Below are 23,573 nucleotides of genomic sequence, written 5' to 3'. Positions count from 1 at the left end.
TCGGGAGTGGCGATACTCGAACATCAGGGGCACTTCACCGCACAGGAGCCGCACGGAGAGCGAGGCCGGGCCGGGCGCAACCAGCGAGGCGACGGGGGAGTGAGGCGTGCACGACGAATTCCTGTGCCATGTCACGGCGTACGGCATGTGCGACGGCCGGCGCATCGGGGTACCGCTCGGCACCTATCGCGCCCCGACGCTGGCCCTGGCCCTGTGGTGGCTGCGCGACCGCGCCTCCTGGATCGCCGAGCGTCTGGACCCGAGCCCGGAGGACCCCGCCTTCCCGGGGGGCTCGCTGGTGCCGGTGGCGGACACGGTGGCCGACGTGCCCGCCCTGCTGCGCGCCTGGTGCGCCGACGACGTCCGGCAGGAGCAGGTGGCCGACGAACTGGCGGGCGGACGGCTGGTGCGGATCGCCGCCAGCGACGACACCACCGAGTACGAACTGCTCGCCGAGTCCGTCGACGCGCTCCGCATGCAGCGCACGCTGCCGGCACTCGTCGTACCCGTCGCCTGACACGTGTCCGCCGGTCGGTGCGGCACCCCGGCTCCGGGCGCACATGTGGGTGAATCGGTAGAATTCTGGCCATGGCGGAGCGGCCGATCGCCCCGACGGCGCCCGAACTCGTGCTGGAGACCGACACGGGCTCCACGATCATGAGTCCGGGGCACGACTATCACCTCGGGCGCGACCCGTTGAGCGACATCGTCCTGGACGATGCCCGGGTCTCGTGGCACCACGCCGTGCTGCGCTGCGACCACGATCGCTGGACCCTGACGGACGAGCACAGCACCAACGGCACCTACGCCGACGGCCGCCGCATCGACCGGTGGGGCGTGCGCCCCGGCAGCGTGATCCGCTTCGGCAACCCCACCGACGGCCCGCGCGCGGTCCTCGCCGGCGCCCCGCGGCCCGCCCCCGACCGGCCCTCCTCGGTGTCGCTCCCCCTGCTGACCGGCACCTTCCGCAGGCCCAGCAGTGTCCGCCCGCTGCCCGTGCGCTCGGTCCGCATCGGCCGATCCGCCGACAACGACCTGGTGGTGGACGACCTGGTCGTCTCCCGCCGCCACGCCGAACTGCGCGCCCACCCCGACGGCACGTACGAGATCGTCGACCTCGGCAGCCACAACGGCACCTACCTCAACGGCAGGCCCGTCACCCGCGCGCCCCTGGGCCCCGGCGACATCGTCGGCATCGGCCACGTCGCGTTCTGCCTGGTCGGCGACGAACTCCAGGAGTACGTCGACACCGGCGAGATCTCCCTCGACGTCCAGGACCTCACCGTCGCCGTCGACGGCGGACGCAAGGTCCTCCTCGACCACGTGTCCTTCCCGGTGGGGGAGAAGTGCCTGCTCGCGGTGGTCGGACCGAGCGGCGCCGGCAAGTCCACGCTGCTGAACGCCCTGACCGGGCAGCGGCCCGCCGACCGCGGCACCGTCCTGTACGACGGCCGCGACCTCTACCGCGACTACGCCGAACTGCGCCAGCGCATCGGACTGGTGCCGCAGGACGACATCCTGCACCCCCAGCTCACCGTGCGCGCCGCCCTGACCTACGCCGCCGAGCTGCGCTTCCCCGAGGACACCGCCGCGGCCGAGCGACGGGCCCGGGTGGACGAGGTCATCCGGGAACTCGGCCTCGGACAGCGCGCCGACCAGCCCGTGCACAGCCTCTCCGGCGGGCAGCGCAAGCGGGTCAGCGTGGCCTTGGAGCTGCTGACCAAGCCCTCGCTGCTCTTCCTGGACGAGCCGACCTCCGGCCTCGACCCCGGCATGGACCGGTCGGTGATGAACATGCTGCGCGGCCTCGCCGACGACGGCCGTACCGTCATCGTGGTCACCCACAGCGTCCTCAGCCTCGGTGTCTGCGACCGCCTCCTGGTGCTCGCCCCCGGCGGCAAGGTGGCCTACTACGGGCCGCCCGACGACGCCCTCGCCTTCTTCGGCTTCGAACAGTGGCCGGAGGCCTTCGAGGCCTTCGACCGCGATCCGGAACGCGACTGGGCCAGGGAGTACCGCGAGTCGCCGTTCCACCGGCACTACGTCACCGAGTCCACCACCCAGCCCCACCACCCGGGCCCGGCCCCCGTCGTCCCGGCGCCGCCGCCCCGCCCACGCGGCCGGGGCGCCCAGCTCGGCACGCTGGTCCGCCGTTACGCGGCCGTCCTCAGCTCCGACCGCACCTTCCTGCTCGTCATGATCGCCCTGCCGTTCGTCATGGGCGCCATGGCCCGCGCCCTGGCCGGCGGCCGGCTCGCCCGGGACACCGCGATGAACGCGCTGCTCATCCTGTGCGTCGGTGCCGTGCTGACCGGCGCCGCCAACGCGGTGCGCGAACTCGTCAAGGAACGCGTCGTCTACCAGCGCGAACGCGCCGTCGGCCTGTCCCGTTCGGCCTATCTGATGTCCAAGATCGTGGTGCTCGGCACGATCAGCGTCGTCCAGGCCGTCGTCCTCACCCTGGTCGCCCTCCTCGGCGTCGACCTGAACACCCCCGGCGGCCGGGGCGTCCTGCTGCCGCCGCTGGCCGAGATCACCCTGGCCGCCGCGCTGCTCGCGTTCACCGCGATGATGCTCGGCCTGCTGGTCTCCGCGCTGGTGCGCAAGGAGGAGGTGACGATGCCGCTGCTGGTGCTGCTCGCCATCGTCCAGGTCGTGTTCTGCGGGGCGCTGCTCCCGCTCAGCGGTGTGCCCGGCCTGGAGCAGCTGTCCTGGCTCGTGCCCTCCCGCTGGGCGCTCGGCGCCATGGCCGGCACCGTCGGGCTGTCCCGGATCGTCCCGGGCAAGCTGACCGCCGACCCCCTCTTCCGCCACTCGACGGGCGTCTGGCTGCTCGATCTGGTCATGCTGGTGGTGCTCTCCGTCCTCTACGGGCTCGTGGTCGCCCGGCTGCTGCGCCGGCACGAGCCCGCCGTGATGCGGAAGTAGGCGAACGCGATGGCACACACGCGGAAGCAGGCGTCCCGATGAGCAGAACGCCCAGTCCCGGATTCCGGCCCACGCACGTCGTGCCGCCGCGCGGCATGCCCGCCTGGGAGGCCCCCGACCCGGCCCGGCCCACCCTGCCCCTCGACCCGCTGCTGCCGGTCGAGCTCGTGGAGCGGCGCGGCGACTGGGGGTACATCCGCTGCGCCAACGGCTGGGGCGCCTGGGTCGACGGCCGCCGGCTCGTCGCCGTACCCGAGGACCCGCCCGCCGCCGACGGCCCGGCGGACACCGCCGATCCGCGGCCCCTGCTGACCCGCGCCGAGCAGGCCCTGGCCGATTACCGGTCCGCGGTGGAGGAACTGGCGGCCGGCGCCCTGGACGGCGAGGACTTCGAGGACCGTACCCGGGGCCTCAGGATCGGAATCGTCGTCGACGGCGAGTCCATGTGGCTGTACGACCCCGAGGAGGGCCGCTGGGTGTACGGCGACGGACGGCGGCTGACCACCTACGCCACCGACCGCGAGATCACCGGCGACAACGCCACCGGGCACGCCCCGACCCGGCTGGTCGCGCCCGAAGGCGAGCGCTGATGGCGCGCGAGACCAGCCTGTTCTCCGGCCGGCCCTCGGAGCTGATCGGCCGGCAGATCGCGAGCTACCTCATCGAGAGCGAGATCGGACGCGGCGGCATGGCCGTCGTCTTCCGCGCCCGCGACCTGCGCCTGGACCGCACGGTCGCGCTCAAGCTGCTCGCCCCCGAACTCGCCCGCAACGACACCTTCCGCAAGCGTTTCACCCACGAGTCCCAGGTGGCCGCGGCGATCGACCACCCGCACATCGTGCCGGTCTTCGAGGCCGACGAGACCGACGGGGTGCTCTACATCGCCATGCGGTACGTCGCCGGCAGCGATCTGCGCCACGTCCTGGACCTGCGCGGACCACTGCCGCTGCCCGATGCCGTACGGATCGCCGCTCAGGTGGCCTCCGCCCTCGACGCCGCCCACGAGCACGGCCTGGTGCACCGGGACGTCAAGCCCGGCAACATCCTGGTCGCCGAGGGCATCGACAGCGACCACCCCGAGCACGTGTATCTGACCGACTTCGGGCTCACCAAGAAATCGCTGTCCCTGACCGGCTTCACCAGCGTCGGCCAGTTCGTCGGCACCCTCGACTACGTGGCCCCCGAGCAGATCTCCGGCCGCCCGGTCGACGGGCGCTGCGACGTCTACGGCCTGGCCTGCGTCGTCCACGAGACCCTCACCGGCCGCCCGCCGTTCCTCCGCGACGACGACATGGCCCTCCTGTGGGCCCACCAGTACGACGATCCGCCCCCGCCGAGCGAGACCCGCCCCGGCCTCGACCCCGCGGTGGACCCGGTCTTCGCCAAGGCCCTGGCCAAGAGCCCCGACGCCCGCTACGACACCTGCCTCGCCTTCGTCGCCGCCCTGCGCGCCGCCACGGCGACCGGCTCCGGCCCGGCCGGTGTCCGCCCGGCGCCGGAGCCCGACACGGAGACGGACCACACGACGGTGAGCGGCCCGCCGAGCCCCCCGCACTGGGCGGATCCGGTGTACCGGGCGGACGCAACGGCGTGACCCCGCGGCCCGGTCGGCGACCCCGGGGCCGACGGGATCCTCAAGGCGGGCTCACCTCGCCCCGACGGTGCACCCGCCGGGCCAGCAGGCCGCCCAGGAACCCGGCGACCAGTCCCCACAGCGCGCCCAGGCCCACCGCCTGCCACAGCTGGGGTCTGAGGAACAGTTCTCCGGACAGTCCGCCGCCCAGGTCGCCGATGCCGAGCAGGGAGAGCCCGTAGTGCGCCGAGATGCGGCCGGTCAGACAGATCATCAGCACCGTCAGCGCCAGCGCCACGCCCAGGTGGACGGCGTGCTGCCACAGGCGGATCCGGGCCGGCGAGCTCGCTGCCATCCGGAAGGCCACGGCCAGCAGCAGGATCGCGTCCACGACCACCAGCCACCACCACCGGCCGTCGTAGTCGGTGAGCGAGCGCAGGTTGAGCGCGGAGACGTCCGGGGTGCGCAGGATCGCGTCCAGGACATGCGGCATGGGCAGGCCGAACGGGCCGTGCACGCGGCCGGTCCAGGTCGCTCCCAGACCGAGGGTGAGGGCGAGCCAGGCCAGATTGGGCAGGCCGAGCAGGATCAGCGCCAAGATCGCCGAGGCGTGCCCGCGAGTGGCCGCCGTGATCAGCGCGGTGACCAGGCCGATCACGACGTACGCGAGGAGCAGCACCACCATCGCGTGCGCCGCCGGGCGCACCGACTCCTGCAGACGCAGCAGCCGCCCCGGCAGCGGCGCCCCGCGCGCGACCAGCAGCGCCAGCACCAGCACCCCGGCCAGCCACAGCAGGCCGAACAGCACCGTCAGCGGCACGTCCGTGGTGAAGCCGACCCGGGGCGCGGCGCCGAACAGGCCGGTCAGGTCGCTCAGGGTGCCGCTGCCCACGTCGACGGCGAAGGTCTGCCGGGCACCGAGGGCCAGGCCGATCAGCACGAGCAGCCACAGCACCGCGATCCGGGCGGCCCAGCCGGCCAGCTCACCGGCCGAGGCGACCGCCCGGTGCCGCAGCGGACGCAGGAAGCCCCCGCCGATCGCCAGCGCGCCGACCAGGGTCACCGACAGCGGGATCACGGTGACCCCGGCCCGGGTCTGCGCCAGCGCGCCCGCGTTGCCGGAGAGTTCCACACTGCCGCCGACCGCCGTGACCAGGGTCGCGGCCACCACCCGCGGGAACGCGCCGTCCGGCAGGCCACCCGCTCCGGCCGCCCACAGTCCCAGCGACGCCACCAGCACCATGACGGCCAGCCCGGTCAGCACCGCGGCCACGGCCTGCGCCCAGCCATGACGGGCGACGGGCGGGGCGACGGTCGGAACGCTCACGGTTGACACGCTATGCAGCGGCCGGGCAGCCCGCCCGCCGGGTGGGCCGTTCGCGTCGGCTTGCGAGCCTCACGACCCTGCGACACACAATGGGATCAATGTGCAGCCAAATGCAGCAAACGGGATTTGACTGAGAAAAGCCGCGCATCGCCTCGCGTACCGCTCCGCGTATCGCGACGATCGCGACGGGAAGAAGTGCTCGTGAGCGCCGAACCTCCGTCCTCCGGCCGCCCGACAGGGCCGCCCTCCGGCCCGCTGTCGGGCTCGTCCCGGCCCCCCTCCGGACCACCGCCCTCCCAACCGCCGGGTGGCGGTGCCGGTGGTGGAGCCAGGGGACCGCACGGGCCGTGGTGGAAGTCCGTGCCGCGGGTGGCGGCCCTCACCGCCGCCGTCGTCGCCGCCGTGGTCCTCGCGGTGGTCTTCACCCGTCCGGGTGGCGGAGGCAAGGGCGGCGAGGTCTTCCTGCAGTCCGCGAACAGCAGCGGCCAGGACCCGTTCACCGAATCCACCGCGAAGGAGAGTTCCGCCCCGCCCCCGCCCTCCGCCTCCGCCGCGCCCTCCGGCACGGCCAACGCGGTGCATGGGGTCGAGGGCGGGGCGCCCGGCCTGTACGGCGGCACCAACCGCACGCCCGCCTGCGACGTCGAGAAGCAGATCAGGTTCCTGCAGGCCGACCCGGGCAAGGAGAAGGCCTTCGCCTCCGTGGTCGGCGTCCAGCCCGCCGGCGTGCCCGCCTATCTGCGCTCGCTGACCCCCGTCCAGCTCCGCGTCGACACCCGGGTCACCAACCACGGCTACCGCAACGGGGCTGCCACCAGCTACCAGTCGGTCCTCCAGGCGGGCACCGCCGTACTGGTGGACAACCACGGCGTCCCCCGCGTGCGCTGCGCCTGTGGCAACCCGCTGAACCCGCCGGTCGCCCAGAAGAGCACGCCGACGCTGGTGGGCCCCACCTGGTCGGGGTACCGGCCCTCGAACGTGGTCGTGGTGACGCCCGCGCCGACGGTCGTCAACGTCTTCGTGCTCTACGACAACCACCACAAGGACTGGATCCACCGCGAGCGCGGTGACCAGTACGGCACGCACGACCAGCACGCCAGGCCGCCGATGCTCCCGCATCCCTGGAACCCGCCCCGGCCCCCGTCCCCGTCGTGCCCGCCGGGCTCGAAGCACTGCCCGTCCACACCGTCCACCCCGGGCAAGCCGAGCCCGTCGACGTCGACGTCGCCGTCGAGCTCGTCGCCGTCGCCGTCCAAGTCCTCCCCGTCCTCTTCTCCCTCCTCATCCTCGTCCTCTTCCTCGGCCTCGCCGTCGGCGTCGAGTTCGTCGCCGTCGTCCTCGTCCCCGTCGTCGTCCGCTTCCTCCTCCACGTCCTCGCCCTCTTCGTCGTCCTCGCCTTCGGCATCGAAGTCGTCGGCATCGAAGTCACCACCGGCATCGATGTCGTCGGCATCGCGGTCGTCGGAGTCGAAGTCGCCGGAGTCGAAGTCGCCGTCCACCGGGTCGTCCTCCGCCAGTCCGGTGTCGCCGTCCGCGGGCTCGCCGTCGGCCCGGACCTCGAGCGAGAAGGCGTCGTCGCAGCAGCAGACGACCAGCTTCACTGCGCCGTCCTCGGCGAGTTCCGCTCCGGGCCCGGCGACCCCTGTGACCCCGGGGACGCCCGGCGAGTCGGCGATGACGCCCACCGCGCAGATGACGCCCACCGAGCAGCAGCCGCATGGTTCGCCTTCGGTGTGAGCGGTCGCGGCCCCGGGCAGCGTGACCATCGCCACTGTGCGCGGTCGGCGAACGCCCCGGGGGACTGCGGAGCCCGGCACGGGGTACGAGGACAGGTGCAACAGGCGTCCGGCCGGGCCGGGTCTTCCGAGAGAGACAGCATGACCAATTACCTGGGCGGGGCAGTGATACCGACTGGCTTCGACGTACCCGTGGAGCCGCTGTGGCGGGCGGCGCACTACACCGGCGAACCCGGTTGCATCGCCGAGGCGCGCGCCTTCGCCGCCCGCTTTCTGGAGCAGCTGTGCACCGAGTGGTGCGCCATCGCCGACCGCCGCGCCCACGGTGAGCTGCTCCTGCTCGTGAGCGAACTCGTCACCAACGCCGACCAGCACAGCAACGGCCCGTACATGCTGGAACTGGAAGGCACGGACAGCGCCGTCACCGTGTGCGTCTACGACAGCAGCTCCGCGCTGCCCCGCCGCTTCCCCAAGGACCCCCAACGCGTCGGACGGCACGGCATGGAGATCGTGTACGCCCTGGCCTCGGAGGTCACCGCGGAGCGTGTGCCCGTGGGCAAGCGGGTGCGTGTCCGCTTCGAACTCAACCGCTGATACTCAAGCGCCGATCTGGACCCGACGCCGTCTCAGGCGCGGTCGAGTTCGCCGAGCATCCCCTGGCGCAGACGGGTGATGATCCGCTTGATCAGCCGGGACACGTGCATCTGGGAGCAGCCGAGCCGTTCCCCGATCTCCGCCTGGGTGGCCTCCTCGACGAACCGCAGATGGATGATCCGCCGGTCCCGCTCGCTGAGTTCCGCCATCAGCGGCGCGAGTGCGTGGAAGTCCTCCACGAGCCGCAGCCCCTCCTCCTCCACGCCGATGAAGTCGGCGAGCACCGCCTCGCCCCCGTCCGGCCCGTCGCCGGTGAGCGCGGCGTCCAGGGAGGCGGAGTTGTACCCGTTGGAGGCGAGCTGGGCCTCGACCACCTCGGCCTCGGAGATGTTCATCAGGGTCGCCAGCTCGGCCACCGTCGGGTCCCGGTCCAGTCGGCTGGACAGCTCCTCACGCGCCTTGGCCAGCTCCACCCGCAGCTCCTGGAGCCGGCGCGGCACGTGCACCGCCCATGTCGTGTCCCGGAAGAACCGCTTGATCTCACCGACGATGTAGGGCAGCGCGAAGGAGGTGAACTCCACCTCGCGGGCCAGCTCGAACCGGTCGATGGCCTTGATCAGGCCGATCATGCCGGTCTGGACGATGTCCTCCATGTCGTCGCCGCGGCCCCGGAACCGTCCGGCCGCGAACCGCACCAGCGACATGTTCATCTCGATGAGGGTGTTGCGCGCGTACTGGTATTCGTGCGTGCCCTCGTCCAGCTCGGCCAGCCGGCGGAAGAACTGACGGGACAACTCCCGTGCGTCACGTGGTGCGACGGACGCCGGATCCGCGATTCCGGGCAGTGATACCGATGCCTCGCCCGTCCTGTCCTGCTCGGTCCTCTCGGTGACCTCTGCTGCCGACCGGATCCCGGCGGTGTTCATTGCCTCTCCCACGATAGTCACGGCTGTGTCTGCCTCGGCGGCCTCTGCGTGTCCGTTTCCTGTCGTTCGCCGCCTGTACCGAAACCTGGTGTTCCATGCGTACCGGCGGGTGCTCACCGGGCGGGTACCCCCGGTGACGCCGCGCATGCACGGGACGTGACCGAAGACCGGGATGCAGGGAGGGGCGCCGTTCACCCGACCGGATCATCCGGTGGCCCGGCCGATGAGTTTCGCCGCGAGGATCGGTCCACCCTCACGACCGTGTTTCCCGCCCAGGAGGTGCTCATGACCACCGACGGATTCGTCACCTGCCTCTGGTTCGACGGCCAGGCAGAGGAGGCCGCGCAGTACTACGTGTCGATCTTCAAGAACTCCGCCATCGGTCGCGTCGGCCGCTATACCGAGGCCGGTCCCGGCCCGGCCGGCTCCGTGCTGGCCGTCGAGTTCACGGCCAACGGCCAGAAGTTCGTCGCGCTCAACGGCGGCCCTCAGTTCACGTTCAACGAGGCCGTCTCCTTCCAGATCATGTGTGCCGACCAGGAGGAGATCGACTACTACTGGACCAAGCTCACCGAGGACGGCGGCGAGGGCGGCCCCTGCGGCTGGCTCAAGGACAGGTACGGCGTCTCCTGGCAGGTCGTCTACGAGCGGCTGATCGACCTGATCGGCGACCCGGACCAGGAGAAGGCCGCCCGCACCATGAAGGCCATGATGGGCATGGGCAAGCTGGACGTCGCCGCGCTGGAGCAGGCGTACGCGGGGGAGTAGCGGACTCCCGGGGCTTGCCGGCCGTCACCCGGCCTCGGCGAGGATCTCGGCGATCACATGCCGGGAGTTCTCCGCCAGGGCCGGGTTGGTGTCCCAGTAGTACGGCAGCTGGATCAGCGAGACCGACAGCGCCCAGCCCCGCCCCCGCGCCCACTGGGCGTCGTCGGCGCCGACGGCCTTGCGGAAGGTGCCCCGGGCGGACGCGGGCAGCAGGTTCCAGGCCACGATCAGATCCACGGCCGGGTCACCCACTCCCGCGCAGCCGAAGTCGATGACCGCGCTCAGCCTGCCCTCGTCGACCAGCACGTTCCCGGGGGAGAGGTCCCCGTGGGCCCACACCGGCGGCCCCACGTGCTCAGGAGCCCGCAGGGACTCCTCCCACAGGGCCGTGACCGCGCCGGCGTCGACCCGTGCGCCGAGCTCGGCGACGGCCACCCGGGTGGGCTCGTCCCGGTCCCGCAGCGGGCCGCCCCGGTAGCCGGGCGGCGCGTCCTGCGGCTCGATCCGGCGCAGGGCGCGGACGAACGCCGCCAGGTCCTCGGCGAGCCGTTCCGGCTCCCGTACGGCGCCCGCCACCGGATTGTGCCCCTGGATCCAGCGGTAGACGGACCAGGGCCATGGATAACCCTCGTCCGGCTCGCCGATGCCCACCGCCTCGGGCACGGCGACCGGCAGCAGCGGCCCGAGCCGGGGCAGCCAGCGCTGCTCCCTTCTCAGGTCCTCCACGGCGCCGGGCCGCCGGGGCAGCCGTACCAGCAGGCCGGCGCCCAGCCGGAACATGGCGTTCTCGGTCCCGGAGGACGGCAGCCGGCGTACCGGCAGCGCGGCCCACTGCGGGAAGCGGCGGGCGATCAGGCGCTGGATCAGCGGGGCGTCGAGGTCGACCTCGTCCGCGTGCATCCGCGGCGGACTCTGGCTGTCGTGGGCACTCATGGCCGCCCATCCCAGCGCCTCAACGCCCTCGCTGTCGACGGAATTACCGCCGGGGCCCCGGCCTCAGACCCGGTCGGCCGCGATCAGCAGGTACTGGAAGCTGCCGTTGCGGTAGGCGTCGAGGAACGTGTCCTCGACGCCCGTGACCAGATGGTCGGCCTCCCGGCGCAGCTCCCAGTAGGGGATCGTCGCCTGGGTCAGGTCCTCGACGTGCACCGGCACCAGACGGTTGCGGGCCATCGCCTTGAAGTACTCCGAGCGCGGGTGGATGTCGCAGATGTAGTGGGCGTTGATCAGCGACACCTCGCGCGAGGCCCGCCCGTAGGTGTCGTTGTAGCAGCCGGTGATCACCACATAGCGTCCGCCGCGGCGCAGCAGCCGGGCGTGCTCGGCGAACAGCAGGTCCAGCTCGACGTACATGGTGGACTCGTTGTTCCACGAGGCCGCGTACGCGCCTGTCTCGAAGCCGGTGTCGAGCATATTGCGGTGGTGGTAGCGCACCTTGTCGTCGATGCCCCGGGTGCGGGCCTGCTCGTTCGCGAACGCGGCCTGTTTGGCGGAGATGGTGACGCCGTCGGCGTGGCAGCCGTGGCGCAGATGCGCCACGACACTGCCGCCGCCCCGTCCGCAGCCGGCGTCGAAGACACGGTCGGCGGGGGTCAGCGGGCCGAGATGCGAAGCGAGCAGTTCGGCCTGGGCGTGTTCGAGCCGGTGCAGTTCGGCGGTGACGCGGTCCCGGCGCCGCTCCGGATCGGGCTCGTCGAGCACCGAACGGTCGGCCGCTCCGATGCCGTAGTGATGGTGGTACAGGTCGTCGATCCGGCCGAGCTCGAGGTTGACCGGGTTCTCCTCGGCGTTCCAGTAGTCCGCGACCCGGTTCTGGTAGACGGACTGGGTCGGGACCGGAACGGGCGCGGTCCGGGCAACGGGGGCGGAGGTCAAAGGTGGCTCCTCGTGGTGCATGTGACGGCGTTCCTGGTGCATGTGGCGGTGTTCCGCAAGAGGGCGGTCACCAGTAGTCGGGCAGGTGGTAACGGTGGGTGTTGGTGGCGTGCCACTCGTGGTTGCCGGACACCCAGGCGGCGAGCCCCCGGGCGTAGCGCTCCACCAGCGGCGAGGTGGCCGACAGCAGGGCCGACTCCTCCTCGAAGGCCGCCATGATCCGGTTGTGGATCTCGACGGACTCCAGATAGGCGGCCTTCAGCCCGCGCCGGTCGTTGGCGGCGACGACCTGCGGCAGGTTCAGGTGGTCCGGATCGCCGGCCAGTTCCTTGGTGAAGGAGTACAGGTCGTTGACGATCGTGGTGGCGTTGCAGGCGAGGGCGGTGATCCGCTGGATCTCGGGCCTGGCGTAGACCTGCTCGGGCAGCTCGTAGCCGTCCACGGCGTCCACGATCGACAGACAGGGCCGGAAGTTGTTGAACTGCCGCATCACCAGGTATTCCCAGACCCGTGGCTTGTACCGCGTCTCCGCCCAGGCGGCCTCCGCGAGGTAGCCCAGGTGCAGCCGGGCCATGTCCTGCACGAACCGGTCGGTCTGGCTGGGTGTGGCGAACCCGGCGAAGTCCTCCAGGGCGAAGTGGTACGAGCGCAGCGGACCGTCGGCCCGCATGCCCTGGCGCCACTCCTCCTCCAGCTCCGGAATGCCGTGGTAGGGATCGAGTGCCGACTGGGCCATGATCAGCCGGCCGGCGAGGCCACGGCGCACCCCGCCCCGGCCCTCGTCCTCCTCGCAGTAGCAGGAGTCGACGATGTTCTCGGCGAGCAGCAGTTTCCCGGCGGCCGTCAGCCGGTCCACGTCCAGCGCGCCCGGATGCTGCAGTACGACGGCCCGGCCGAACTGGAACCCGGAGAAGTCCCCCTTCCAGGCCTCCGGGAACAGATCCAGGCCACGGGCCCAGGTCTCCAGCCGCCGGTCGACCTCGGCGGCCTTCACCGGGTCGGCGGGCACGGCCGGCCGGTGGTGCAGTCCGGGGATCGCCCCGGTGCGGCGGGGTCTGCGCAGGCTCGCGGCGATGTCGGGCGGCCCCGGCAGCGTGTAGGAGGCGGCGGTGTTCATGGAGTGCTCGGATGTCATTCGGGGAACCGGCCGATCTGTACGTTCTCCAGGATCCCGGCCGCGTCCGGCACGAGGATCGCCAGCGAGTAGTAGGCGGTCACGAGGTAGCTGATGATCGCGGCCGCGTCGATGCCCATGAACCGGACGTTCAGGCCCGGCTGGTACTCCTCGGGGATGCCGGTCTGGTGGAGGCCGATCACGCCCTGGTCGGCCTCGCCGGTGCGCAGCGCGATGATGCTCGTAGTGTGGTCTTCACTGATCGGGATCTTGCTGCACGGAAAGATCGGCACCCCGCGCCACGCCGGCACCTCGTGGCCGTCGACGCTCGCGGTGCCGGGCACCAGGCCGCGCCGGTTGCACTGCCGGAAGAACGCCGCGATCGCCCTGGGATGGGCGAGGAACACCTTGGTCTTGCGCCGCATCGACAGCAGCTCGTCCATGTCGTCCGGCACCGGCGGGCCGGTGAAGGTGCTGATCCGCTGGCCGTAGTCGATGTTGTGCAGCAGTCCGAACTCCCGGTTGTTGACCAGTTCCCACTCCTGGCGCTCGCGGATCTCCTCGACCGTGAGCCGGAGTTGCTGCTGGGTCTGGTCCATCGGGTGGTTGTAGAGGTCGGCGACCCGGGTGTGCACCCGCAGCACGGTCTGGGTGAGGGACAACTCGTGCTCGCGCGGGGCGAGTTCGTAGTCCACGAAGCCGCCGGGCAGCGTGGGTTCGCCGACGTGGCCGGCCTGCACCGGCACCTCGGCCTCGCCCTTGCGGTTCATCGGCCTCCGCTGCCGTTCGACATAGGCCTGGAGGTGCGCGGCGAGGGAGGGGACGCGCTCGGTGAACTCCTGCACGACAGCCCACGGCAGCGCGAGCACCACCCCCGCCGTCTCGGCCCGCACCGAGGACAGCCACAGCGGATCGGACTGCCCGACCGCCTCGTCGCCCATCTGGTCGCCGTCGGTGACGACCCCGGTGATCTCCTCGTCGCCGTACTTGCCTGTGGTGTAGCGGGTGAACCGGCCGTGGGCGACCAGATAGGCCTCGGTCACCGGCTGACCGGCCTCGAACAGCACCTGCCCGGCACGCACCTCCCGGGGCTGGAAGCGGCCGGCGATCTCCCGCAGCACGTCGGTGTCGGGGTAGCCGCGCAGGATCGGCAGCTCGGTCAGCGTCTGAGGGATGACCCGGACGTCGTCGGCGCCGTTCTGCTCGAAGTGCACCCGGCCGCGCCCCGTGCGCAGCGTCAGACGGCGGTTGACCCGGTAGGTGCCGCCCTTGACGTCCACCCACGGCAGGGTCTTCAGCAGCCATCGTGAGGTGATGGCCTGCATCTGCGGTTCGGACTTGGTGGTCGTGGTGAGCTGGCGTGCCGCCCGGGTGCTCAGGCTGGTGAGCTGCCCGTCGGCCGCGGGGTCGGGGGCGGGTTCGTCGACGGCGGGACCGGTGGCGCTGTCCGGTGTGGTGGTCACATTCCCTCCAGCGGAGCTGTGTGCGAACAGGGGTGGCCGGATCGATGGGTGGTGAGCGTGGTGATCCTGCAGCCCGGGCCAAGCCAAACAGTCCTCGTGAGGTACCCGATACAGCGCGAAGGGGGCTGATCATGACACTCAGGAGCGTAAACCTGTTGATCGGGGCACGAACGGCAAACGGTGTGCCCGGGCGCCGGTGCCCCGCGCCCTCGCGCGGGGTGCTCGTACGCCGGTGTGCTGCGCCTCTCCGGTGCTCAGGACAGGTCGGCGTACAGGACGGCCGCCCCGTCGAACCGGCCGGCCTTGAGGTCGCGAAGCGCCTGGGGAGCGCGGGAGAGCGGATAGGCGTGCGTGGTCGCGCGGACGCCGTGCCGGGCGGCCAGGGCGAGGAACTCCCGGCCGTCGGCACGGGTGTTGGCGGTGACGCTGCGCAGCTCCTTCTCGTAGAACAGCTCGGTCGCGTAGTGCAGCGGCGGTACGTCGGTCAGGTGGATCCCGGCGAGGGCCAGCACTCCGCCCCGGTCGAGGGCGCGCAGCGCCACCGGGACCAGCTCGCCGGCCGGGGCGAACAGGATCGCCGCGTCCAGCGGCTCCGGCGGCGCCTCGTGCAGGTCCCGCGCGGAGGCCGCGCCCAGTTCCAGGGCCAGCCTGCGGGCGGCGGGCTCCCGGGTGATCACATGCACGGTGGCACCCTCGGCGAGCGCCACCTGCGCGCACAGATGGGCGCTGCCCCCGAACCCGTACAGGCCGAGCCGCCCGCCCTTGGGCAGTCCGGTCCGCCGCAGCGCACGGAACCCGATGATCCCGGCGCAGAGCAGCGGCGCCGCCGCCACATCGTCCAGGGCGCCGGGCAGCCTGTAGGCGAACGCGGCAGGCACGGTCGTGTACTCGGCGTATCCGCCGTCGGCGTCCCAGCCGGTGTACTCCGAGTACGGGCACAGGTTCTCGGCGCCCCGCGCGCAGTACGCGCACACCCCGTCGGTGCGCCGTAGCCAGGCCACGCCGACCCGGTCGCCCGTCGCGAAGTCCCGCACCGCGGCCCCGGCCCCCACGACCTCGCCGACCACCTCGTGCCCGGGGGTCACCCCGTCCCGGTGCACCGGCAGATCGCCCTCGGCGACATGCAGATCGGTCCGGCACACGCCGCAGGCCCGCACCCGCACCAGGAGCTCGTCCGCCCCGGGTACCGGCACGGGCCGCTCCACCAGCCGCAGCGGATGCCCCTCGACCGGCCCCGGCCGCACCACCGACCACGCCCGCATCGTGCCCGTCGTCATCGCACCGTCGCCTCCCCTCCCATTGTCCGGTCGGTTCCCCGGTTCGGCGCGCGGGCCGACGGCCGGATGGCTAGCGTGAGCTTCGGGACGCAAGCCTCGAAGGCGGGGGACCATCCGTACGGGACCGAAGACCAGGAGGGCCGCGAGCATGGCCGTGCAACCCGAGGGAACGCCCTGTTGGGCCGATGCGATGTTCAACGACGTCGAGGGAGCCAAGCGGTTCTACGGCGACGTCCTCGGCTGGACCTTCGGCGAGTCGTCGTCGGAGTACGGCAACTACACGCAGGCCTACGCGGACGGGAAGGCGGTGGCGGCCGTGGTCCCGCCCATGCCGGGCCAGGAGGGCCAGTCGCAGTGGTGCCTGTACTTCGCCTCACCGGACGCCGCCGCCACCGCCGAGAAGATCCGGGAGAACGGCGGTGAGGTGCTGATGGAGCCGATGCAGGTCGGCGACTTCGGCACGATGTGTCTGGCCCGCGAGCCCAGCGGGGCCGTCTTCGGCGTCTGGCAGGCCGGCAGCCACGAGGGCTTCGAGGCGACGGCGACCCCGGGCGCCTACTGCTGGGCCGAGGTCTTCACCCGCGAGCCCGAGAAGGCCGACACCTTCCTCTCCGCCGTCTTCCCGTACCGGATGAAGGACATCGTGGACGACGCGGTGGACTTCCGGATGTTCGACATCGACGAGGAGACCGTGCTCGGCCGGATGCGGATGACCGACGACTTCCCGCCCGAGGTGCCCTCGTACATCAACGTCTACTTCACCGTCGACGACTGCGACGCGGCCGTGGCCCGTGCCACCAAGCTCGGCGGCGTCCTCCGCTTCGGGCCGATGAGCAGCCCCTTCGGCCGGTTCGCGGCGCTCAGCGACCCGCAGGGCGCGAACTTCTCCGTGATCGACATCGCGACCACGGAGGGTGAGATGCCGAAGGTCAAGGACGTCTGACCCGTCCGTGACGGGGTCCGGCGCGGCCATGGCATGATCGTGCGTATGCGTGAACGTGTGGTGGCCGCGTGCGACGGGGCTTCGAAGGGAAACCCCGGACCGGCCGGATGGGCGTGGGTGGTCTCGGACGGCGACGAGCGGACCCCCGCCCGCTGGGAGGCCGGTCCGCTCGGCCGGGCCACCAACAACGTCGCCGAACTCACCGCCCTGGAGCGGCTGCTCACGGCCGTCGAGCCCGACGTGCCGCTGGAGATCCGCATGGACTCCCAGTACGCGATGAAGGCCGTCACCACCTGGCTGCCCGGCTGGAAGCGCAACGGCTGGAAGACCGCGGCCGGCAAGCCCGTCGCCAACCAGGACCTCGTCGTGCGCATCGACGCGCTCCTGGACGGCCGCACGGTCGAGTTCCGCTACGTCCCGGCCCACCAGATCGACGGCGACCCGCTGAACGACTTCGCCGACCGCGCCGCCAGCCAGGCCGCCTCCGTGCAGGAGGCGGCCGGCAGCGCGCTCGGCTCCCCGGCGCCGCCGCCCTCGCCCGACACCCCGAAGGCGGCCGCCCCGCGCGGCAAGGCGCCCCGCCGCACCGGCGGGGCAGCGTCCTCCCGCACCATCAAGGCGAAGTTCCCGGGCCGCTGCCTGTGCGGCCGCTCCTACGCGGCGGGCGAGTCCATCGCCAAGAACGCGCAGGGCTGGGGACACCCGGAGTGCCGCACCGCCGAGGCCTGATCACACCGGGTCCGCTCAGCTGTCGAAGGTGTAGTACCGCGTGTGGTCCAGCAGGTCCGCCGGACGCACGTCGTTCCACGGCTTCATCGTCTCGTCCAGGTCCACGACGTCCGGCGTGCCGCCGGCCGGTACGTACCCCGCGTCCGGGTGCCGCCGCTGCCACTCCGCCCACAGCTTGTCGACGTAGGCGTGGTGCAGCCAGAACACCGGGTCGTTGGGGGAGACCCCGGTGCCCATCTGCCCGCCGACCCAGACATGGACCCGGTTGTGCAGATTGACCCCGCGCCATCCCTCCAGGTTGTTGCGGAAACCGTCCGAGGCGCTGTTGTACGGCGCCATGTCGTACGCCGGTATCGACAGCACCGACTCCACCTCCGCCGGGGTCGGCAGCTCGCGCACGGCCGTGCCGAGCGAGCGGCGCAGGAACGTACGGCCGTCGACGCGTATGGTCATCGGCCAGTTGCCGGTGGAGCCGGCGAACGGGCCGTCCATCACCCGGCCGTCCGTGCTGCGCCCGGTGCCGCCGAGGAAGTCCGGCGCCCACAGCGAGGCACGCACGGTGCGGTCGGTGCTCCAGTCCCAGTACGGCAGTGCGACCGAGGGGTCCACCGACTGCAGTGCCTGCTCGAAGTCGAGCAGGAATCTGCGGTGCCAGGGCAGGAACGACGGTGAGCGGTGGCCGGTCCGCTCGCCGGTGTCGGTGTCCGACATGATGAACGCGTTGTGCGTGCGGACGAACTCGTCGTAGCGCCCGTTGCGCTTGAGTTCGAGGACGGCGGACACGAACCGCTTCTTCTCGTCGGCGGTCAGGGTGGCCTGGTTCTTGCGTACGGTCATGGTGCGCGATGCTCCGGAAGGTCCTTGCGGGGGCGGTCAGTTGGCGGGGAAGGGCAGCAGCGGGGCGCCCTGCAGCTCGTCCACCGCGGCCCGGGCGGCGGCGCGCGGGGTGGGCACCGGGGCGTAGTGGCTGACGACGCTGATCCAGCTGCTGTCGGCGTTGCGCATCACGTGCAGCGGTACGCCGTCGATCAACACCTCGTAACCGCCGCCGTGTTCGTGGTGGTGGCCGCCGTGGCCCATCGTCATCGGGCGGCCCTGTATCCGGCGGCCCTTGTAGACCTCGTCGAAGGTCTCCGGCATCGGCATGGGGTGGTCGTGGCCGGTGGCCGAGGCGGCGGGCGCCGCGAGGGTGGTCACGGTGGCCGTCACGGCGAGGGCCGCCGTCGCGGTGAGCGCGCGGCGCCGGGTGATGCCGGGCATACGGGTCCTCCTGGAGGGTGTTGCGGTGGGTGACGACGCATGCCTATCGGGGGCTCCGGTGCGGGAGGAAATCGCCCGGAACCGGTTGGCTGTGATCCGGACAATTGGCCACATGTCGTACGGCTTTGAATCAAGATGATCTTGCCGTTGCCGGGGGTGATGCGCCCCGGAACAAGGAATTCCTTGCCTTTCCGGTCCCGATTCCGCCGATCCTTGTCGTCCGCGGTCCGTCCGAGTGGCCCGGCTCACCACGCCAAACTGACGCGATCGGGCGGCCCGACCGCCCTGCTACCCTGCGTTGCCGTACGGCCACATCGGGTGACTGTCAGGGGTGTGCGTGTGAAGGTCGTCTGCGTCGGAGGCGGGCCCGCGGGTCTGTACCTCGCCATCCTGCTCAAGCGACAGAACCCGTCCCACGACATCACCGTCCACGAGCGCGACCCCGAGGGTTCGACCCACGGCTGGGGCGTGACGTACCGGCGCGCCCTCCTCGACAGGCTCCGGGAGCACGACCTCGCCTCGGCGCGGGCGATCGAGGACGCTTCCGTCCGCTGGAGCGACGACGTCGCCCACGTGGGCGGCCTGACGATCCGGCACCACGGCGACGAGGGCTTCGGCATCGGCCGCCACCGGCTGCTCGGCCTGCTCGCCGACCGGGCCCGCTTCCTCGGTGTCCGGCTGGAGTTCGCGAGCGGGATCACCGAACCGCCGGCCGGCGCGGACCTCGTCGTCGTGGCCGACGGGCCGCACAGCGCCCTGCGCACCCGTCATGCCGCGTCCTTCGGCACCCGGATCACCATGGGCCGCAACCCCTACGTCCGGCTCGGCACCTCCAAGGTCTTCGACGCCCTCACCTTCGCCTTCACCGAGACCGAGCACGGCTGGATCTGGGCCTGCGGACACGGCTGCAGCAGCGAGCACAGCACCTGTGTCGTCGAGTGCTTCCCGCAGACCTTCACCGGGCTCGGCCTGGACCGGGCGACGCAGGCGGACGGCCTCGCCCTGCTGGAGCGGCTCTTCGCCGGCGTCCTCGACGGCCACCCGCTCGCCGGCCGCCCCGGCGCCGGCTGGCTGACCTTCCGCACTCTCACCAACCGCACCTGGCACCACGGCAATCTGGTGCTGCTCGGCGACGCCGCCCACACCACCCACTACTCCAGCGGCGCCGGCACCGCCCTCGCCCTGGAGGACGCCATGTGCCTCGCCCGCGCCCTGCACGAGCACTCCGACCTGAGCGACGCCCTCGCCGCCTACGAGCGCCGGCGCATGGACGAGCTGCTGCCCGTACAGAGCGCGGCCCGCCACAGCGCCCAGTGGTACGAGAACCTGCCCCGCTACATCCACCTCCCCCCGCACCGGATGTTCGCCCTGCTCGGCCGGCGCCACTCGCCCCTGCTGCCGTACGTCCCGCCGCAGCTGTACTACGGCCTCGACAAGGCGGCCGGCCGGCTGGAGGCGCTGCACAGGGTCAAACGGTGGCTCGGCCCCGGGGCGGCGCGTACCCCGCACGCCCGGTCCTCCGCCCAGCGCGGCTAGTACCCCGCCTGGTTCCGCCGCACCCGCCACCGGTTCCCCCACCCCCCACACCCGAGGAGTCCCGTCCATGGCCGTACCCGTCACTTTCGACCACACCTCGACCGGCTACAGCCTGCAACGCGCCTACTGGCTGGCCCGCGCCGCCGACCTGGCCTACAAGGACCGCGCCGCCATCGAGGACCAGGCCGCCCGGTGGGGCTTCGACCAGGTGCGCCACCACGAGACCCGCTTCACCCCGCCCTTCCCGCTGCAGGACACCCAGGCGTACACCGTGGCCGGCGACCGGATGATCGTCACCGCGTTCCGCGGCACCGAACCCACCCAGATCAAGGACTGGCTCACCGACGCCACCACCCCGCCCCGCCCCGGACCCGGGGGCAACGGATACGTCCACAACGGATTCGCCGAGGCCCTGGAATCGGTCTACCCGGCCGTCCACCGGAGCCTCGCCGAACTGCGCACCGACGGCCAGACCGTGTACTTCACCGGGCACAGCCTGGGCGGCGCCCTGGCGATGCTGGCCGGCGCCCGGATGTATCTGGAGGACCCGCACCTGGCCGCCGACGGCGTGTACACCTACGGCCAGCCGCGCACCTGCGACCGGCTGCTCGCCGAGGCGTTCCACCAGGGATTCGGCGGCCGCATGTACCGCTTCGTCAACAACAACGACATCGTTCCCCAGCTGCCGCCCGAGCCCGCCTTCACCCACGTCCGCGCCCTGCGCTACATCGACTCGCACGGCCGGCTGCACGAGAGCATGCCGATGCTGTCCGCGCTCACCGACCGGGCGACCGGACTGACCGCCGACGCCTTCGCGCCCGCCTCCGACGGCATCCGCGACCACTTCATGCACAACTATCTGGCGGCCCTGGAGAAGAACCTCGACTGAGGTGCCCCGCGCCGGTACCGGGCGCGTCGGTGAATGGCCGTTCCCTCGGTAGGGTGAACGGCCATTCACCGAGCAGCCGTGCAGTCCGCAGGGGCGCCGAATGGACCAGCCCGCCCCGATACCCCGGCCGCCCGGCCCGGTCCCAGCGCTCCCGTTGCGGGACCGGCTCGTCGTCCCCCTGCTGGCGTCGGGCGGCATCCTCATGGCGGTCATGCAGACCGTGGTCGTCCCCCTGCTGCCGGACCTGCCCCGGCTCACCGGCGCGTCCGCCGCCGCCGTCTCCTGGACGGTCACCGCGACCCTGCTCTCCGGCGCCGTCCTCACCCCGGTGCTCGGCCGGGCCGGCGACATGTACGGCAAGCGCCGGGTGCTCACCGGTGCGCTTGCCCTGATGACGATCGGCTCCGTGCTGTGCGCCCTGTCCTCCGGCATCGGCGTCCTCATCGCAGCCCGCGCACTCCAGGGCGCCGCCGCCTCCGTCGTACCGCTGTCGATCAGCATCCTGCGCGACGAACTCCCGCCGGAGCGGCGGGGCTCGGCGGTGGCGCTGATGAGCTCCACCGTCGGCATCGGCGCCGCGCTCGGCCTGCCGCTCGCCGCGCTGGTCGTCCAGTACGCCGACTGGCACACCATGTTCTGGCTCACCAGCGCCCTGGGTGTGGTGGGCGTCGCGGCGACCTGGGGGGCGGTCAGGGAGTCGCCGGTGCGCGAGCCCGGCCGGTTCGACGTGCCCGGTGCGCCGGGGCTCGCCGCCGGGCTGGTGTGCCTGCTGCTGGGCGTCTCCCAGGGCGGCTCCTGGGGCTGGGGGAGCGCCCGGGTCCTCGGGCTGTTCCTCGGCGCCGCCGTCGTTCTCGGCCTGTGGTCGTGGCAGCAGCTGCGCACCGAACGGCCGCTGGTCGACCTGCGCTTGGTCGCCCGGCCGCGGGTGGGCCTGTCCCATGTGGCCGCCCTGCTGACCGGGTTCGCCTTCTACGCCAACTCGCTGGTCACCGCCCAACGTGTCCAGGCGCCGAAGGCCACCGGCTACGGCCTCGGCCTGTCCATCGTCGCCACCGGTCTGTGTCTGCTGCCCGGTGGCGTGACCATGCTGCTCCTCTCGCCGCTGTCGGCCCGCATCTCGGCCGCGCGCGGACCGCGGATCACCCTCGCGCTGGGCGCCGCCGTCATCGCCTGCGGCTACGGGGTCCGCATCGCCGACAGCCGCGACCTGTGGATGATCATCGTCGGAGCCACCGTGGTCTCGACGGGCACCACCCTCGCCTACTCGGCGCTGCCGACCCCCATCCTGCGGGCCGTACCGGCCGGACAGACCGCCTCCGCCAACGGCGTCGACGTCCTCATGCGCACCATCGGCCAGGCCACCTCCAGCGCCGCCGTCGCCGCCGTCCTCGTGCACCACAGCAGCCCCGTCGGCGGCGTACCGGTCCCCACCCTGCACGGCTGTCTGCTCGAGTTCGCGATGGCGGGCGCCGTCGCCTTCGCCGCCTGGCGCCGTACCGGGACATCGCCGAAGCCATCGGCCGGCACCGGGACGTGCCCGTCACGGGATCGCTCCCCGGGGAGTTCGGTCGTGCCCCGGTGCCGGGTGACAGACTGGCGCCATGGACGAACGCGTGATCGGCAGGTCGGGGCAGTGGGCATCGGTGATCGGTCTCGGCACGTGGCAGCTGGGTGCCGACTGGGGTGAGGTGGACGACAAGGAGGCGCTGTCCGTCCTGGAGGCCGCGGCCGAGGCGGGCGTCACCTTCTTCGACACGGCCGACGTGTACGGCGACGGACGCAGCGAGGAGACCATCGGGTCCTTCCTGCGCGGCCGGCCCGATCTGCACGTCCTGGTGGCGACCAAGATGGGCCGCCGGGCCGAGCAGGTCCCCGAGAACTACGTCCTGGACAACTTCCGTACCTGGAACGACCGCTCCCGCCGCAACCTCGGCGTCGACCGCATCGACCTGGTGCAGCTGCACTGCCCGCCGACGCCCGTCTACTCCTCCGACGCGGTGTTCGACGCCCTTGACACCCTGGTCGACGAGGAGCGCATCGCGGCGTACGGGGTGAGCGTGGAGACCTGCGCCCAGGCGCTGACCGCAATCGCCCGGCCGAACGTGGCGAGCGTGCAGATCATCCTCAACCCGTTCCGCATGAAGCCCCTGTACGAGGTGCTCCCCGCCGCCCGTGAGGCCGGCGTCGGCATCATCGCGCGCGTGCCCCTCGCCTCCGGCCTGCTGTCCGGCAAGTACACCAAGGACACGGTGTTCGCGGCCGACGACCACCGCACCTTCAACCGGCACGGCGAGGCCTTCGACCAGGGCGAGACCTTCTCCGGCGTCGACTACGAGACCGGTGTCGAGGCCGCCGCCGAGTTCGCCGCGCTCGCACCCGGGGGCTGCACCCCGGCCCAGCTGGCGCTGCGCTGGATCATCGAGCAGGACGGCGTGACCACGGTGATCCCGGGTGCCCGCAACCCGGAGCAGGCCCGCGCGAACGCGGCCGCCGCCAAGCTGCCGCCACTGCCGGAGGAGACGTTCACCGCGATCCGCGAGCTGTACGAGCGGCGGATCAGGGAACAGGTCGAGCACCGCTGGTAGGCACTCCTGCACCCACCGTTTGAACGAACGGCCGGGCGGTTACACGACAC

Annotated in this window: 21 protein-coding genes and 1 pseudogene; 13 read left to right on the top strand and 9 right to left on the bottom strand. The window is 72.0% G+C overall.

The features are described from left to right. Positions 1-106 precede the first annotated feature (106 nt). The 4 genes from ACWDEN_RS00345 (at position 107) to ACWDEN_RS00330 (ending at position 4,522) form a co-directional block, all read left to right on the top strand. On the top strand, positions 107-517 hold the full coding sequence (locus ACWDEN_RS00345; protein WP_351603666.1) for a hypothetical protein: 411 nt from the start codon (positions 107-109) through the stop codon (positions 515-517). Between the two features lie 71 nt (positions 518-588). Then, on the top strand, positions 589-2,928 hold the full coding sequence (locus tag ACWDEN_RS00340) for an FHA domain-containing protein (protein ID WP_351603668.1): 2,340 nt from the start codon (positions 589-591) through the stop codon (positions 2,926-2,928). Between the two features lie 38 nt (positions 2,929-2,966). Continuing rightward, positions 2,967-3,518 carry a hypothetical protein gene (locus tag ACWDEN_RS00335; RefSeq protein ID WP_351603670.1) on the top strand — a complete coding sequence of 184 codons (552 nt, stop codon included), beginning with the start codon at positions 2,967-2,969 and terminating at the stop codon, positions 3,516-3,518. Beyond that, entirely contained in the window at positions 3,518-4,522 is a 1,005-nt protein-coding gene (locus tag ACWDEN_RS00330; RefSeq protein WP_351603672.1) for a serine/threonine-protein kinase, read from the top strand. The genes ACWDEN_RS00335 and ACWDEN_RS00330 overlap by 1 nt, the downstream gene beginning before the upstream one ends. Positions 4,523-4,562: 40 nt before the next feature. Here the strand turns inward: ACWDEN_RS00330 and ACWDEN_RS00325 are convergent, their stop codons facing one another. Further along, positions 4,563-5,837, bottom strand: coding sequence for a streptophobe family protein (locus ACWDEN_RS00325; protein WP_351603674.1), 1,275 nt, complete (start codon positions 5,835-5,837; stop codon positions 4,563-4,565). 192 nt (positions 5,838-6,029) lie between these two features. Here ACWDEN_RS00325 and ACWDEN_RS00320 point away from each other — a divergent pair. Further along, positions 6,030-7,250: pseudogene (locus ACWDEN_RS00320) on the top strand (DUF6777 domain-containing protein); the annotation flags it as partial. A 455-nt stretch (positions 7,251-7,705) separates the two neighbouring features. Continuing rightward, positions 7,706-8,158 (top strand): ATP-binding protein, encoded by a 453-nt coding sequence (locus ACWDEN_RS00315; RefSeq protein ID WP_351603676.1) that lies wholly within the window; start codon positions 7,706-7,708, stop codon positions 8,156-8,158. 32 nt (positions 8,159-8,190) lie between these two features. On the opposite strand, the gene ACWDEN_RS00310 is transcribed toward ACWDEN_RS00315, so the two are convergent. Next, complete coding sequence (locus ACWDEN_RS00310) at positions 8,191-9,084, bottom strand: RNA polymerase sigma factor SigF (protein ID WP_351603678.1); 894 nt, start codon at positions 9,082-9,084, stop codon at positions 8,191-8,193. Between the two features lie 285 nt (positions 9,085-9,369). Here ACWDEN_RS00310 and ACWDEN_RS00305 point away from each other — a divergent pair, with 285 nt between their 5' ends. Next, positions 9,370-9,852: a VOC family protein gene (locus tag ACWDEN_RS00305; RefSeq protein WP_351603680.1), complete on the top strand. Its 483-nt coding sequence runs from the start codon at positions 9,370-9,372 to the stop codon at positions 9,850-9,852. A 24-nt stretch (positions 9,853-9,876) separates the two neighbouring features. On the opposite strand, the gene ACWDEN_RS00300 is transcribed toward ACWDEN_RS00305, so the two are convergent. From ACWDEN_RS00300 to ACWDEN_RS00280, 5 genes are all read right to left on the bottom strand, one after another. Next, on the bottom strand, positions 9,877-10,785 hold the full coding sequence (locus tag ACWDEN_RS00300) for an aminoglycoside phosphotransferase family protein (RefSeq protein WP_351603682.1): 909 nt from the start codon (positions 10,783-10,785) through the stop codon (positions 9,877-9,879). A gap of 63 nt (positions 10,786-10,848) precedes the next feature. After that, positions 10,849-11,727 carry a geranyl diphosphate 2-C-methyltransferase gene (locus ACWDEN_RS00295; protein ID WP_450856439.1) on the bottom strand — a complete coding sequence of 293 codons (879 nt, stop codon included), beginning with the start codon at positions 11,725-11,727 and terminating at the stop codon, positions 10,849-10,851. Positions 11,728-11,794: 67 nt separating this feature from the next. After that, positions 11,795-12,862: a family 2 encapsulin nanocompartment cargo protein terpene cyclase gene (locus tag ACWDEN_RS00290; protein ID WP_351603686.1), complete on the bottom strand. Its 1,068-nt coding sequence runs from the start codon at positions 12,860-12,862 to the stop codon at positions 11,795-11,797. Next, entirely contained in the window at positions 12,859-14,304 is a 1,446-nt protein-coding gene (locus tag ACWDEN_RS00285) for a family 2B encapsulin nanocompartment shell protein (RefSeq protein WP_450856437.1), read from the bottom strand. Before ACWDEN_RS00285 ends, ACWDEN_RS00290 begins: the two co-directional genes overlap by 4 nt. A 254-nt stretch (positions 14,305-14,558) precedes the next feature. Next, positions 14,559-15,566, bottom strand: a complete 1,008-nt coding sequence (locus tag ACWDEN_RS00280) for a zinc-binding alcohol dehydrogenase family protein (RefSeq protein WP_351603778.1) — start codon at positions 15,564-15,566, stop codon at positions 14,559-14,561. 163 nt (positions 15,567-15,729) lie between these two features. On the opposite strand from ACWDEN_RS00280, the gene ACWDEN_RS00275 reads away from it, so the two are divergent. Both ACWDEN_RS00275 and ACWDEN_RS00270 read left to right on the top strand, forming a co-directional pair. Continuing rightward, on the top strand, positions 15,730-16,524 hold the full coding sequence (locus ACWDEN_RS00275; protein WP_351603690.1) for a VOC family protein: 795 nt from the start codon (positions 15,730-15,732) through the stop codon (positions 16,522-16,524). Between the two features lie 33 nt (positions 16,525-16,557). Beyond that, on the top strand, positions 16,558-17,253 hold the full coding sequence (locus ACWDEN_RS00270) for a ribonuclease H family protein (RefSeq protein WP_351603692.1): 696 nt from the start codon (positions 16,558-16,560) through the stop codon (positions 17,251-17,253). Between the two features lie 15 nt (positions 17,254-17,268). Here ACWDEN_RS00270 and melC2 read toward each other — a convergent pair whose 3' ends face one another. Both melC2 and melC1 read right to left on the bottom strand, forming a co-directional pair. Further along, positions 17,269-18,090 carry a tyrosinase MelC2 gene (gene melC2 / locus ACWDEN_RS00265; RefSeq protein ID WP_450856434.1) on the bottom strand — a complete coding sequence of 274 codons (822 nt, stop codon included), beginning with the start codon at positions 18,088-18,090 and terminating at the stop codon, positions 17,269-17,271. Positions 18,091-18,126: 36 nt separating this feature from the next. Next, positions 18,127-18,513, bottom strand: a complete 387-nt coding sequence (gene melC1 / locus ACWDEN_RS00260; protein ID WP_450856432.1) for an apotyrosinase chaperone MelC1 — start codon at positions 18,511-18,513, stop codon at positions 18,127-18,129. 333 nt (positions 18,514-18,846) lie between these two features. Here melC1 and ACWDEN_RS00255 point away from each other — a divergent pair, with 333 nt between their 5' ends. The 4 genes from ACWDEN_RS00255 to ACWDEN_RS00240 all read left to right on the top strand — a co-directional run bounded on the left by ACWDEN_RS00255 (position 18,847) and on the right by ACWDEN_RS00240 (position 23,523). Further along, entirely contained in the window at positions 18,847-20,049 is a 1,203-nt protein-coding gene (locus ACWDEN_RS00255) for an FAD-dependent monooxygenase (RefSeq protein ID WP_450856430.1), read from the top strand. Positions 20,050-20,116: 67 nt separating this feature from the next. Beyond that, on the top strand, positions 20,117-20,938 hold the full coding sequence (locus ACWDEN_RS00250; RefSeq protein ID WP_450856428.1) for a lipase family protein: 822 nt from the start codon (positions 20,117-20,119) through the stop codon (positions 20,936-20,938). A 100-nt stretch (positions 20,939-21,038) separates the two neighbouring features. Beyond that, a complete protein-coding gene (locus tag ACWDEN_RS00245; RefSeq protein ID WP_450856426.1) occupies positions 21,039-22,625 on the top strand; it encodes an MFS transporter in 1,587 nt (528 codons plus the stop codon). Next, positions 22,540-23,523 (top strand): aldo/keto reductase, encoded by a 984-nt coding sequence (locus ACWDEN_RS00240; protein WP_450856424.1) that lies wholly within the window; start codon positions 22,540-22,542, stop codon positions 23,521-23,523. Before ACWDEN_RS00245 ends, ACWDEN_RS00240 begins: the two co-directional genes overlap by 86 nt. Positions 23,524-23,573 lie beyond the last annotated feature (50 nt).

The sequence above is a fragment of the Streptomyces sp. NPDC001153 genome (assembly GCF_053598315.1).
Note: the sequence above shows the minus strand (reverse complement) of the source record. Positions and strands in the feature narration are given on the sequence as shown.